This window comes from Delftia sp. CH05 (assembly GCF_009827015.1).
Lineage (GTDB): Bacteria > Pseudomonadota > Gammaproteobacteria > Burkholderiales > Burkholderiaceae_C > Comamonas > Comamonas tsuruhatensis.
Map to the genome: position 1 here is coordinate 40,442 of NZ_WUMG01000025.1, position 13,907 is coordinate 54,348.

Below are 13,907 nucleotides of genomic sequence, written 5' to 3' on the forward strand. Positions count from 1 at the left end.
GAACGCCAACGCCCCTAATGGCTACGGCCCGGATCTTCTCAAAGAACCAGAATTGCCCGGAAGTCATTCACGTTGGTATGCGTGGGCCCGGTCACCACCAGATCCCCCAGCGCATCAAAGAACCCATACGCATCATTGCGGTCCAGGTACTCGGCAATCCGCATGCCCTGGGCCTGGGCCCGCGCCAGCGTATCCGGCGACACGCGCGCTCCCGCGTTGTCTTCCACGCCATCGATGCCATCGGTATCGGCCGCCAGCGCCCAGACCTTGTCCTGCCCCTGCAGGGCCTGGGCCAGGCCCATGCAGAACTCGCCCGCGCGGCCGCCGCGCCCCTTGGGCGTGCCGGCCGGGCGCTGCCGGATCGTGACCGTGGTCTCGCCGCCGGACAGGATCACGCAGGGCTTTGCAAACGGCTGGCCGTGGCGGGCCACGGCGCGCGCCAGGGCGGCGTGGACCTTGGCGACCTCGCGCGATTCGCCCTCGATCTCGTCGGACAGCACATGGGTGCGCAGGCCTGCGGCCTCGGCCACGCGTGCGGCCGCCTCCAGCGAGTGCTGGGGCGTGGCGATCATGTGGACCTCGTGGCCGTCGAAGCGCGCGTCGCCGGGCTTGGGGGTTTCCAGCTCGCCCGCCTCCAGCGCGCGGCGCACGGATTCGGGCACGTCGATGCGGTAGCGCGCGAGGATGGCCAGCGCGTCGGCGCAGCTGCTGGCATCGGGCACGGTGGGGCCGCTGGCGATGATGGAGGGGTCGTCGCCCGGCACGTCGCTGATGGTCAGCGTGACCACGCGCGCGGGCGCGCAGGCCGCGCCAAGGCGCCCGCCCTTGATGCGCGACAGGTGCTTGCGCACGCAGTTCATCTCGCCGATGGCGGCGCCGCTTTCCAGCAGGGCGCGGTTGATGCGCTGCTTTTCCTCCAGGTCGATGCCTTCGGCCGGCAGGGTCAACAGGGCCGAGCCGCCGCCCGAGATCAGGCACAGCACGAGGTCGTCCTCGGTCAGCCCTTCGGTCAGCGCGAGGATGCGTTCGGCGGCGGCCAGGCCTGCCGCATCGGGCACGGGGTGGGCGGCCTCGACCACCTCGATGCGCTGCGCCAGCCCTTCGGGGCGCGGCGGGATGTGGCCGTAGCGTGTGACCACAAGGCCGGACAGCGGCGCGTCCGCTGGCCACAGCGCCTCCAGCGCCTGGGCCATGGAGCCGCCGGCCTTGCCCGCGCCCAGCACCAGGGTGCGGCCCTTGGGAGGCTTTGGCAGGCATTGGGCCATGCTGTACAGGGGCTGCGCATCCTTGACCGCAGCGCGGTAGAGGTCGAGCAGAAAGGCTTGGGGATCGGTGAGGTGCAGGTCCGTGGTGCTGGTCATGGTGTGTTGTCTCCGCCGGGCATTATGGAATTTCCTGCGCCGGCGGTGGCATGCGGTCAAGTCACAACTGATTCGCCCGGCCTCGTTCCTCGTGCCAACCCAACTCAATCCAGGGCCACCTTGGCATCCTTCACCAGCCTGGCGAAGCGGTCGGTGTCGTCGCGGATCTGGCGCGCCATCTGCTCGGGTGATCCGCCGATGGGCTCGGCGCCTATCTCCTCCATCTTCCGGCGGAACTGCGGGGACTCGATGATGCGGTTCATGTCTGCGCCCAGCCGCGCCAGTACCTCCCTGGGCGTGGCGGCCGGTGCCAGCACGCCGAACCAGGTGCCCATGTCGAAGCCCTTGAGGCCGGCCTCGTCCAGCGTGGGCACATCGGGCAGGGCCACCGAGCGCCGGGCCGTGGTCACGGCCAGCGCGCGCAGCTTGCCGGCCTTGATGTGGGGCAGCACAGGCGTGACGGTATCGAAGGACATGGCGATCTGCCCGCCCAGCAGGTCCGTGGTCAGCGGCCCGCTGCCCTTGTAGGGCACGTGCAGCAGCTGCACGCCGCCCATGGACTCGAACTGCGCGCCGATCAGGTGCTGGCCCGTGCCCGCGCCGTTGGAGCCATAGGCCAGCTTGCCGGGCTGGGCCCGGGCCTGGGCCAGCAGCTCCTGCACGGTTTTGGCGGGCACCTGCGGATGGACCACCAGCACATTGGGGACCACGGCCACCACGGTGATGGGCGCCAGGTCCTTCTGGAAGTCATAGCCCAGCCTGCGGTAGACGCTGGTGGCAATGGTGTGGTGCACGGCTCCCATGAGCAGGGTGTAGCCGTCAGGTTTCGCCTTGGCCACATGGTCGGCGCCCAGGGTGGCGCCCGCGCCGGGGCGGTTTTCCACGACCACGGGCTGGCCCAGGCTTTTGGACAGCTCCTGGCCCAGCGCACGCGCCAGCACATCGGTGGTGCCGCCTGCGGGAAACGGCACGATGAGGTTGACGGGGCGCGCCGGCCAGGCCTGGGCCCAGACAGCTGGGATGGTGGCAGGAATGGCGGCGGCCAGCGCGCACGCTGCGGCAACCCTGGTGATGCGGTTCATGGCTTGTCTCCTGTCTGTTCTTTTGTGGGTTATCGGACCATGCAGCGCGCGCTCAGGCTGGCACGGGCTCGGCCTGGGTCTCGGCGGTCTGCGCGCGCAGCCGTGCGCAGACCGCGTCGGTGACCTGGCGCGTGGTGGCCTTGCCGCCCAGGTCGCGCGTGTGCAGCGCGGCATCGGCCGTCACCTGCTCCACGGCCTGCATCAGCCGCTGCGCGGCGCGGTGCTCGCCCAGGTGCTCCAACAGCATCACGCAGCTCCAGAAGGTTCCCACGGGATTGGCCAGGCCCTGGCCCATGATGTCGAAGGCCGATCCGTGGATGGGCTCGAACATGCTGGGATAGCGGCGCTCCGGATCGATGTTGCCCGTGGGCGCAATGCCCAGGCTGCCGGCCAGCGCGGCCGCCAGGTCGCTGAGGATGTCGGCATGCAGGTTGGTGGCGACCAGGGTGTCCAGGGAGGCAGGGCGGTTGACCATGCGCGCCGTGGCCGCGTCCACCAGTTCCTTGTCCCAGCGCACGTCGGGAAACTCGGCGGCCACCTGCACCGCGATCTCGTCCCACATCACCATGGCGTGGCGCTGGGCGTTGGACTTGGTGATCACCGTCAGCAGCTTGCGCGGCCGCGACTGCGCCAGGCGGAAGGCGAAGCGCATGATGCGCTCCACGCCCGCGCGGGTCATCATGCTCACGTCGGTGGCCACCTCGATGGGATGGCCCTGGTGGGCGCGGCCGCCCACGCCCGCGTATTCGCCTTCGGAGTTCTCACGCACGATGACCCAGTCCAGGTCCTCGCGTGCGCAGCGCTTGAGCGGCGCATCGATGCCGGGCAGGATGCGCGTGGGCCGCACATTGGCGTACTGATCGAACCCCTGGCAGATCTTCAGGCGCAGCCCCCACAGCGTGACATGGTCGGGAATGTGCGGGTCGCCGGCCGAGCCGAACAGGATGGCGTCCTGGCCGCGCAGCGCGTCCAGCCCGTCGGCCGGCATCATCTCGCCGTGCGCGCGGTACCAGTCGCCGCCCCAGCCGAAACTGGTGAAGGCAAAGCCCAGGCCGGGCTGGGTTTCGGCCAGCGCCTGCAGCACCTCCTGCCCTGCGGGCACCACTTCCTTGCCGATGCCATCGCCGGGAATGCAGGCGATGCGGTATGTCTTTGTCATGAGGGCTCCTTGGATTGCGGTGGATGAAGCGCCATGCGGTTCCATGGCCTTGTCCGTGAATCTATCGATGGAACAACGCCGCGCGCGCCTCTAGAGTGATGGCATCGTTCACTTTGATTCAACAATGAGCACTCCCGTCTCGGCGCCATCGGAGATGGCCTTCTTCTGCCTTCTGGCCCGCAGCGCCAGCCTGTCGGCCACGGCCCGCGAGCTGGGCATCACCACGCCGGCGGCCAGCAAGCGCCTGTCCCAGATGGAGGCGCGGCTGGGCGTGCAATTGGTCAGCCGCACGACGCGGCGCCTGGGCCTGACCGATGAGGGCCAGACCTACCTGGCCCATGCGCGGCGCATCCTGGACGACATTGCCGCCATGGAGCAGGCCGTGGCCGGCATGCCCGGGCAGCCGCAGGGCCTGCTGCGCATCAATGCCACGCTGGGATTCGGGCGCAGCCATATCGCGCCGCTGATCGCCAGCTTCGTGCGCAGGCACCCGCAGATCCAGGTGCAGCTGCAGCTGTCGGCCTCGCCGCCGCCCCTGGTCGATGACAGTTTCGACCTGTGCATACGCTTTGGCGAGCCGCCGGACGCGCGCGTCATCGCGCGGCGCCTAGCGCCCAACCGGCGGCTGCTGTGCGCGTCTGCCGCCTACCTGGCGCGGCGCGGCACGCCGGCCACCCCGCGCGAGCTGATGCAGCACGACTGCATCGACATCCGCCAGGGCGACGACGCCCACGGCGTCTGGCGCTTCACCCACAACGGCCCCGGCCGCAAGACCGAAGCCATCCGCCTGCGCGACAGCCTGAGCACCAACGATGGCGAGATCGCCGTGGGCTGGGCCCTGGCCGGCCTGGGCATCGTCATGCGGGCCGAATGGGATATCGCCCGCTACCTGCGCAGCGGCCGCCTGGTGCAGGTGCTGGCCGACCATGCCACGGCACCGGCCGACATCCATGTGGTCTATCCGCAGCGGCATGCGGCAACCCAGCGCGTGCAGCGCTTTGTGGAGCACCTGGCACGGCACTTCGATACGGCCGCGCCCGGTTTCTGAAAAGGGATGCCGTATGCGGGGAAACGCCAATAAGCAGTAGACAGAAACTGTATACAACTCTTGTGGCCAGCCGCTATGATGGCCGGATGGAGACTTCCACCACCAGTTTCATTGTCGAGAGCCTGACCCGGGCCATCGTCGAACACCGTCTTCTGCCCGGCACCAAGCTGGCCGAGCAGAAATTGGCAGACCATTTCGGCGTCTCGCGCACCCTGGTGCGCCAGGCGCTGTTCCAGCTGTCGCAAAACCGCCTGATCCGGCTCGAACCCGCGCGCGGGGCCTTCGTGGCCACGCCCTCGGTGGACGAGGCGCGCCAGGTCTTCGCCGTGCGCCGCATGCTCGAAGCCGAGATGGTGCGTGCCTTCATCGCCCAGAGCACGCCGGCCAAGATCCGCGCGCTGCGGCAGCACGTGGCGGCCGAGAAAAAGGCCATGGACGGCAACGACGTCGGCCAGCGCACCGAGCTGCTGGGCGACTTCCACGTGCGCATGGCCGAACTCATGGGCAACGAGGTGCTGGCCCAGCTGCTGGGCGAGCTGATCTCGCGCTGCGCGCTGATCACGCTGATGTACCAGTCCAGCACGGCCGCCGAGCATTCCCATGACGAGCATGCCGAAATCGTCACGGCCCTGGCCGGCGGCGACGCCGACCATGCCGTGCAGCTCATGCAGCAGCACCTGGACCACGTGGAAGCCGGCCTGACCTTCGACCGCGACATGCCGACCAGCGATCTTTCGATGGCCCTTTCCTCCGTATCCGCATGACCTACGACGCCACTGCCCCCTATCCCCGCGACCTGATCGGCTACGGTCGCACGCCCCCCCACGCCCGCTGGCCCGGCCAGGCCCGCGTGGCCGTGCAATTCGTCCTCAACTACGAAGAGGGCGGCGAGAACTGCGTGCTGCATGGCGATGCCGCCAGCGAGCAGTTCCTGTCCGAAATGTTCAATCCGGCCGCCTACCCCGAGCGCCACATGAGCATGGAAGGCATCTATGAATACGGCTCGCGCGCAGGCGTCTGGCGCATCCTGCGCGAGTTCGAGAAGCGCGGCCTGCCGCTGACCGTGTTCGGCGTGGCCACGGCCCTGCAAAAGCACCGCGAACTGGCCGCCGCCTTCCACGAGCTGGGCCATGAAGTGGCCTGCCACGGCCTCAAGTGGATCCACTACCAGAACATTCCCGCCGAGGTCGAGCGCGAGCACATGCGCCAGTGCATGGAGATCTTCGGCGAGCTGTATGGCCACGATGGCGACCACGGCCTGGGCTGGTACACGGGCCGCGACAGCCCCAACACCCACCGCCTGGTGGCCGACGACGGCCGCTTCGCCTACGACAGCGACTACTACGGCGACGACCTGCCCTTCTGGATGAAGGTCGGCAAGAGCGACGGCAGCACCCGCAGCCAGCTCATCGTGCCCTACACGCTGGACTGCAACGACATGCGCTTCGCCCTGCCCCAGGGCTACTCGCACGCCGACCCGTTCTTCCAATACCTGAAGGACACGTTCGACGCCCTCTACGCCGAGGGCGATCCGGCCGGCGACGACTCCCCCAAGATGATGAGCATTGGCATGCACTGCCGCCTGCTGGGCCGCCCCGGACGCATCACGGCACTGCAGCGCTTTCTGGACCACATCCAGCGGCACGACAAGGTCTGGGTCTGCCGCCGCATCGACCTCGCGCGCCACTGGGCGCACCACCATCCCGACAAGGAATAACGCAGCATGGCTCTGACGCTGGAACAACTCAATGCCGCCGACCTGGCCACCGCCACAGGTCTGCTCGACGGCCTGTACGAACACTCGCCCTGGATTGCCGAGGCCGCGCTGGCCCAGCGCCCCTTCCGCTCGCTGGCACAGATCAAGTACGCCATGGCCCAGGTGCTGGACAAGGCGCCGGTGCAGGCCAAGCTCGACCTGATCCGCGCCCACCCGGAGCTGGCCGGCAAGGCCATGGAGACCAACACGCTCACGGCCGAATCCACCAACGAGCAGAACAAGGCCGGCCTGACCCGCTGCACGCCCGAGGAGCTGGAGCACATCCGCAAGCTCAACGCCGAGTACGGCAAGCGCTTCGGCTTTCCCTTCATCCTGGCCGTGCGCGGTCCGCGCGGCGCGGGCCTGGCCAAGGCCGAGATCATCGAGACCTTCGAGCGCCGCCTGCACAACCACCCCGACTTCGAGCTGGGCGAGGCGCTGCGCAACATCCACCGCATTGCCGAGATCCGCCTGAACGACAAGTTCGGCTACACGCCCGAGCTGGGCAACGATGTCTGGGACTGGCAGGAAAAGCTGGCCCAGCACAGCGACCCCGGCTATGCCGAAAAGGGCCAGCTCACCGTCACCTACCTCACCGACGCCCACCGCGCCTGCGCCCAGCGCATCAGCCACTGGATGCGCGACTGCGGCTTCGACGAGGTCGAGATCGACGCCGTGGGCAACGTCGTGGGCCGCTACAAGGCGGCCACCGAGGACGCCAAGACCCTGCTGACCGGCAGCCACTACGACACCGTGCGCAACGGCGGCAAGTACGACGGCCGCCTGGGCATCTTCGTGCCCATGGCCTGCGTGCGCGAGCTGCACCGCCAGGGCAAGCGCCTGCCGTTCCACATCGAGGTCGTGGGCTTTGCGGAAGAGGAGGGCCAGCGCTACAAGGCCACCTTCCTGGGCTCGGGCGCGCTGATCGGCGACTTCAAGCAGGAATGGCTGGAGCAAAAGGATGCCGACGGCATCACCCTGCGCGAGGCCATGCAGCATGCCGGCCTGTGCATTGACGACATTCCGAAGCTGCAGCGCGATCCGGCCCGCTACCTGGGCTTCATCGAGGTGCACATCGAACAGGGCCCGGTGCTCAACGAGCTGGACATCCCGCTGGGCATCGTCACCTCCATCAACGGCAGCGCGCGCTACATCTGCGAGATGATCGGCATGGCCAGCCACGCCGGCACCACGCCCATGGACCGCCGCCGCGATGCCGCCTGCGGCGTGGCCGAGCTGGCGCTGTACATCGAAAAGCGCGCCGCGCGCGACGGCACCTCGGTGGCCACCATGGGCCAGCTCAATGTGCCCAGCGGCTCGGTCAACGTGGTTCCCGGCCGCTGCCAGTTCAGCCTGGACCTGCGCGCGCCCACCAACGAGCAGCGCGACGCCATGGTGGCCGACATCCTGGCCGAGATCGAGGCCATCGCCCAGCGCCGTGGCCTGCGCTACAGCACCGAGCTGGCCATGAAGGCCGCCGCCGCCCCCAGCGCCCCCGAATGGCAGCAGCGCTGGGAAGCCGCCGTGGACGCCCTGGGCGTGCCCCTGTACCGCATGCCCAGCGGCGCCGGCCACGACGCCATGAAGCTGCATGAAATCATGCCCCAGGCCATGCTGTTCGTACGCGGCCTGAACGCCGGCATCAGCCACAACCCGCTGGAAAGCTCCACCGCCGACGACATGCAACTGTCCGTCGATGCCTTCTCCCACGTACTGAACCAACTGGCCCAAGAGCAGCAATGACCAACATGAACCAAGACAAGCAAGCCACCTACGCCGCCCTGGACGCCTGGATCGACCAGCATTTCGATGAAGAGGTGCAATTCCTGCAGGCCCTGGTCCAGGTTCCGACCGACACCCCGCCCGGCAACAACGCCCCCCACGCCGAGCGCACGGCCGAGCTGCTCAAGACCTTCGGCTACGAGGCCGAGAAGCACACCGTGCCCGAGGCCGAGGTCAAGGCCTACGGCATGGAATCCATCACCAACCTGATCGTGCGCCGCCCCTACGGCAGCGCAGGTGACGCCGGCGGCGGCCTGACCATTGCGCTGAACGCCCACGGCGACGTGGTGCCGCCCGGCGAGGGCTGGACCCAGGACCCCTATGGCGCCGCCATCGAGGACGGCAAGCTCTATGGCCGCGCCGCCGCCGTGAGCAAGAGCGACTTCGCCACCTTCACCTACGCCGTGCGTGCGCTCGAAGCCGTGGCCAAGCCCTCCAAGGGCGCGGTGGAACTGCACTTCACCTACGACGAGGAATTCGGCGGCATCCTGGGCCCCGGCTGGCTGCTGGCCAACAACCTCACCCAACCCGACCTGATGGTCGCGGCCGGCTTCAGCTACGAAGTCGTCACCGCCCACAACGGCTGCCTGCAGATGGAAGTGACCGTGCAGGGCAAGATGGCCCATGCCGCCGTGCCCCACACCGGCGTGGACGCGCTGCAGGCCGCCGTGGTGCTGATGAACGCGCTGTACGCCGAGAACACCAAGTACCAGCAGGTGACCTCCAAGGTGCCGGGCATCAAGCACCCCTACCTGAACATCGGCCGCATCGAAGGCGGCACCAACACCAACGTGGTGCCCGGCAAGGTCGTGCTCAAGATCGACCGCCGCATGATCCCCGAGGAGAACCCCGCCGAGGTCGAGGCCAGCATCCGCGCCGTCATTGCCCAGGCCATTGCCGACTTCAACGCCAAGGGCGGCTACACGGGCGAGGATGCCGTGCGCGTGGACATCAAGCGCCTGCTGCTGGCCAATGCCATGACGCCGCTGGCGGGCAACAAGCCCCTGGTGGACGCCATCCAGGCCCATGGCGAAGCCGTGTTCGGCGAAAAGCCCCCAGCCGTGGGCACGCCGCTGTACACCGACGTGCGCCTGTATGTGGAGCGCGGCATTCCCGGCGTGATCTACGGCGCCGGCCCGCGCACCGTGCTGGAATCCCACGCCAAGCGCGCCGACGAGCGCCTGGTGCTGGAGGACCTGCGCCGCGCCACCAAGGTCATCGCGCGCATGCTGTGCGACCTGACGGCCTGACCGCCTGACGGCCCGCATCAAGGCCTGACCCCCAAGCCCGGCGCCGCCGGGCTTTTTTGCGTCCGGGCACCGCATCGGGGCGCGTGCACCTCCGCAACCCATGCCGTGCACCCGAGCCGCGCCCGAACCACGCCCGAGCCGCGCCACAGCGGCCGCCAGGCACCAGCACGGTGCCTGTTGCTTGCTTGGCGCTTGCCTGGCGGCTGGCATCCATCTTGCAATGCACCATGGCACTCCCGCCCTGGCAGGCGATGCGCACCAAAACGGGTTGGCGCGACTGCCGCAACAGGGTTTACCGGGAGCAGAAATTTCCCATGATCTGTATACACTTTTTGTATGGATGTTGGTGCCAAACCCTGTCACGCCGGCGTCCGTTCCCATAAATCCCGAGGAGACAAATCCCCATGCAATCTTCCGTTCATCCCGTCGATGAGATGCTGCCCGCAGGCAAGCTCACGGCGCTGGGCCTGCAGCACGTTCTCGTGATGTATGCGGGCGCCGTGGCCGTGCCCCTGATCGTCGGCCGCGCACTCAACCTGCCGCCCGAGCAGGTGGCCCACCTGATCTCGGCCGACCTGTTTTGCTGCGGCCTGATCACGCTGATCCAGGCCATGGGCGCGACCCAGTGGTTCGGCATCAAGCTGCCCGTGATGATGGGCGTGACCTTCGCCAGCGTGGCGCCCATGGTGTCCATGGCGCAGACCACGGGCGGTTCGGCGGGGGCGGGGCTGATCTTCGGCTCGGTGATCGGGGCGGGGATCGTATCCATCCTCATCGCCCCGCTGATCAGCCGCATGCTGCGCTTTTTCCCGCCCGTGGTGACCGGCACCATCATTGCCGTCATCGGCATCAGCCTGATGCGCGTGGGCGTGAACTGGATCTTCGGCAACCCCGTCGGCCCCACCGCGCCCAGCGTGCCCAACCCCGAGCACCTGAAATGGCTGGCCGACGCCCAGGCCACGGCCGGCGCGCCGGGCTCCTCGCTGCCGCCCGTGCCCAAGGGCTTCGCGGTCGTGCCCACCATTCCCAACCCCAAGTACGGCGACCTGACCGGCGTGGGCATCTCGGCCATCGTGCTGCTGTCCATCCTGCTGATCGCGCGCTTTGCCAAGGGCTTCCTGGCCAACGTCTCGGTGCTCATGGGCATCCTGATCGGCGGCGTGCTGTCCGTGGCCATGGGCCTGATGGACTTCAGCAAGGTCGCCAAGGCCGAATGGTTCACGATGGTGCTGCCCTTCGAGATCGCCACGCCGGTGTTCGACCCCATCCTCATCCTCACCATGAGCCTGGTGATGGTGGTGGTGATGATCGAGTCCACCGGCATGTTCCTGGCCCTGGGCGACATGACCGATCGCAAGATCAGCCAGGACGAGCTGACGCGCGGCCTGCGCACCGACGGCCTGGGCACGCTGATCGGCGGCATCTTCAACACCTTCCCCTACACCAGCTTCTCGCAGAACGTGGGACTGGTCGCCGTCACCGGCGTCAAGAGCCGCTGGGTCTGCGTGGCCGGCGGCGTGATCCTGATCGTGCTGGGCGTGCTGCCCAAGATGGGCGCCCTGGTCGAGTCCCTGCCCACCGTGGTGCTGGGCGGCGCGGGCCTGGTGATGTTCGGCATGGTGGCCTCCACCGGCATCCGCATCCTGAGCAACGTGGATTTCCAGACCAACCGCAACAACGCCATGATCGTTGCCGTGTCCATCGGCGTGGGCATGATTCCGCTGGTGGCGCCGAATTTCCGCCAATGGATGCCCCACGCCATTCATCCGTTGATCGAATCCGGTATCCTGCTGGCCTCGATTACCGCGGTGGCATTGAACATTTTCTTCAACGGAGCCAGCAGCGACACCTCTGCTGCCGTCCAGGCCGCACGCCAGGCAGACGCCCACTGATGAAACAGTGCCCGCCCTGGCGGGCACGCCCAACAATCGCCCGGCCTACCCGCCGGGCTGTGCGCCCCCTGCCGTCCATAGGCGCCAGGGGGCTTGTTGTCGAAATCCCTGAGGCAAAACTGTCCTGACCCTCATAGGCTGTAGCTATCCGGTAAGCTCCGAGAGCATTTGCAGAGAATTCCTGTATGACCCAAAACCTGTCCAACGCCGAACAAGCCCTGCGCGACGCAGCCCGCGAATACCATCGCAGCCCCAACAAGGGCAAGATCTCCGTCACGCCCACCAAGCCCTTGTCCAACCAGCGCGACCTGTCGCTGGCCTATTCGCCCGGCGTGGCCTACCCCTGCCTGGACATCCAGGCCGACCCCTCGCTGGCCGCCGAATACACGGCGCGCGGCAACCTGGTCGGCGTCATCACCAACGGCACGGCCGTGCTGGGCCTGGGTGACATCGGCCCGCTGGCCGGCAAGCCGGTGATGGAAGGCAAGGGCTGCCTGTTCAAGAAGTTCGCCGGCGTCGACGTGTTCGACATCGAACTGGCCGAGCGCGATCCGGACAAGCTGATCGAGATCATCGCCTCGCTCGAACCCACGCTGGGCGGCATCAACCTCGAGGACATCAAGGCGCCCGAGTGCTTCTACATCGAGCAGGAGCTGTCCAAGCGCATGAACATCCCCGTGTTCCATGACGACCAGCACGGCACGGCCATCATCTCCAGCGCCGCCCTGCTCAACGGGCTGGAGCTGGTGGACAAGCAGATCGGCAACGTCAAGATCGCCGTCTCCGGTGCCGGCGCCGCCGCCATCGCCTGCGTGAACGTGATGGTGGGCCTGGGCGTCAAGCGCGAAAACGTCTTCATGTGCGACTCCAAGGGCGTGATCTACGAAGGCCGCCCCGGTGGCCTGGACGCCTCCAAGGCCCAGTACGCGCAAAAGACGGACGCCCGCACCCTGGCCGATGCCGTCAAGGATGCCGACGTCTTCCTGGGCTGCTCGGCTCCCGGCGTGCTCACTGCCGACATGGTCAAGACCATGGCCGACAAGCCCATCATCCTGGCCCTGGCCAACCCCGAACCCGAGATCCGCCCCGAGCTGGCCAAGGCCGTGCGCCCGGACTGCATCATGGCCACGGGCCGTTCGGACTACCCCAACCAGGTCAACAACGTCCTGTGCTTCCCCTACATCTTCCGTGGCGCGCTGGACTGCGGCGCCACCAAGATCACCGAAGCCATGAAGCTGGCCTGCGTGCGCGAAATCGCCGCACTGGCCAAGCAGGACGTCAGCGATGAGGTCGCCGCCGCCTACCAGGGCAAGGAGCTGAAGTTCGGCCCCGACTACCTGATCCCCACGCCCTTCGACACCCGCCTGATCCTGCGCATCGCGCCGGCCGTGGCCAAGGCTGCCGAAGAGTCCGGCGTCGCCACCCGCCCCATCGCCGACTACGACGCCTACCGCGAGAGCCTGACCCGCTTCGTCTACCAGACCAGCATGTTCATGCGTCCGGTGTTCGCCGCTGCCAAGGCCAACCAGCAGCGCGTGGCCTATGCCGAAGGCGAGGACGAGCGCGTGCTGCGCGCCGCCCAGGTCGCCGTCGATGACGGCCTGGCCAAGCCCATCCTGATCGGCCGCCCCGCCGTGATCGAGGCCCGCATCGCCAAGGCCGGCCTGCGCCTGGTGCTGGGCAAGGACGTGGAGATCTGCAACCCCGAGGACGATCCGCGCTTCCGCCAGTACTGGGAAACCTACCACCGCCTGATGGGCCGCAACGGCGTCACGCCCGAGACCGCCAAGGCCGCCGTGCGCCGCTCCAACACGCTGATCGCCGCGCTCATGGTCCACCTGGGCGATGCCGACGCCATGCTCTGCGGCCTGGTCGGCAAGTTCGACAGCCACCTGGCCCATGTGCGCGACGTGCTCGGCCTCAAGCAAGGCGCCGGCGAGTTCGCCACCGTCAACGCCGTGATGCTGGACAGCGGCACGCTGTTCATCGCCGACACCTACATCAACGAGGCGCCCAACGCCACCGAGCTGGCCGACATCGCCCGCCTGGCGGCCGAGGAAGTGGCCCGCTTCGGCCTGCCGCCCAAGGTGGCCTTCCTGTCGCACAGCAACTACGGCTCGTCCAGCCGCCCCTCGGCGCTGAAGATGCGCGCCGCGCGCGACCTGTTCGCCGCCGCCAACCCCGACGTGGAATGCGACGGCGAAATGCACGGCGACTCCGCCCTGTCCGAAGCCATCCGCGACCGCGCCCTGCTCGAGTCCTCGCTGCACGGCGAGGCCAACGTGCTGATCTGCCCCAACCTGGACGCCGCGAACATCCTGTTCAACGTGCTCAAGACCACGGGCGGCCACGGCACGACCATCGGCCCCATCCTGCTGGGCGGCGCTGCAGCAGCCCATGTGCTGACCCCCTCCGCCACCGTGCGCCGCGTGGTCAACATGACGGCCCTGGCCGCAGCCCAGGCCATCGCTGCCCGCGGCTGATCCGCGCCGCACCCAGAAAAGGCGCCCCTTCACAGGGGCGCCTTTTTTACGCCCCCTGCCCCGGCAGGAGCGGCCTAAGCCCGGCTAGAATACG

General features: G+C 68.1%; 10 protein-coding genes. 7 read left to right on the forward strand and 3 right to left on the reverse strand.

Going from position 1 to position 13,907, the window contains the following annotated elements; all coding sequences use genetic code 11:
- Positions 1–38: 38 nt before the first annotated feature.
- From GRX31_RS18790 to GRX31_RS18800, 3 genes are all read right to left on the reverse strand, one after another.
- Complete coding sequence (locus tag GRX31_RS18790; RefSeq protein ID WP_160854188.1) at positions 39–1,361, reverse strand: glycerate kinase type-2 family protein; 1,323 nt, start codon at positions 1,359–1,361, stop codon at positions 39–41.
- A gap of 104 nt (positions 1,362–1,465) precedes the next feature.
- Positions 1,466–2,443, reverse strand: a complete 978-nt coding sequence (locus GRX31_RS18795; protein WP_126312413.1) for a tripartite tricarboxylate transporter substrate binding protein — start codon at positions 2,441–2,443, stop codon at positions 1,466–1,468.
- 52 nt (positions 2,444–2,495) lie between these two features.
- Positions 2,496–3,602 carry a tartrate dehydrogenase gene (locus GRX31_RS18800; protein WP_061288956.1) on the reverse strand — a complete coding sequence of 369 codons (1,107 nt, stop codon included), beginning with the start codon at positions 3,600–3,602 and terminating at the stop codon, positions 2,496–2,498.
- Positions 3,603–3,726: 124 nt separating this feature from the next.
- On the opposite strand from GRX31_RS18800, the gene GRX31_RS18805 reads away from it, so the two are divergent.
- From GRX31_RS18805 to GRX31_RS18835, 7 genes are all read left to right on the forward strand, one after another.
- On the forward strand, positions 3,727–4,650 hold the full coding sequence (locus tag GRX31_RS18805; protein WP_016449787.1) for a LysR family transcriptional regulator: 924 nt from the start codon (positions 3,727–3,729) through the stop codon (positions 4,648–4,650).
- An 86-nt stretch (positions 4,651–4,736) separates the two neighbouring features.
- Positions 4,737–5,414, forward strand: coding sequence for a GntR family transcriptional regulator (locus GRX31_RS18810; RefSeq protein ID WP_012204034.1), 678 nt, complete (start codon positions 4,737–4,739; stop codon positions 5,412–5,414).
- Positions 5,411–6,367 carry an allantoinase PuuE gene (gene puuE, locus GRX31_RS18815; protein WP_016452629.1) on the forward strand — a complete coding sequence of 319 codons (957 nt, stop codon included), beginning with the start codon at positions 5,411–5,413 and terminating at the stop codon, positions 6,365–6,367. Before GRX31_RS18810 ends, puuE begins: the two co-directional genes overlap by 4 nt.
- 6 nt (positions 6,368–6,373) lie before the next feature.
- Positions 6,374–8,149, forward strand: coding sequence for a 2-oxo-4-hydroxy-4-carboxy-5-ureidoimidazoline decarboxylase (uraD, locus tag GRX31_RS18820; RefSeq protein WP_160854190.1), 1,776 nt, complete (start codon positions 6,374–6,376; stop codon positions 8,147–8,149).
- Positions 8,146–9,438 carry a M20 family metallopeptidase gene (locus tag GRX31_RS18825; protein WP_016449789.1) on the forward strand — a complete coding sequence of 431 codons (1,293 nt, stop codon included), beginning with the start codon at positions 8,146–8,148 and terminating at the stop codon, positions 9,436–9,438. The genes uraD and GRX31_RS18825 overlap by 4 nt, the downstream gene beginning before the upstream one ends.
- Before the next feature lie 404 nt (positions 9,439–9,842).
- Positions 9,843–11,330 carry a nucleobase:cation symporter-2 family protein gene (locus tag GRX31_RS18830; protein ID WP_034366640.1) on the forward strand — a complete coding sequence of 496 codons (1,488 nt, stop codon included), beginning with the start codon at positions 9,843–9,845 and terminating at the stop codon, positions 11,328–11,330.
- Positions 11,331–11,515: 185 nt separating this feature from the next.
- Positions 11,516–13,813 carry an NADP-dependent malic enzyme gene (locus GRX31_RS18835; protein WP_012204029.1) on the forward strand — a complete coding sequence of 766 codons (2,298 nt, stop codon included), beginning with the start codon at positions 11,516–11,518 and terminating at the stop codon, positions 13,811–13,813.
- Positions 13,814–13,907 lie beyond the last annotated feature (94 nt).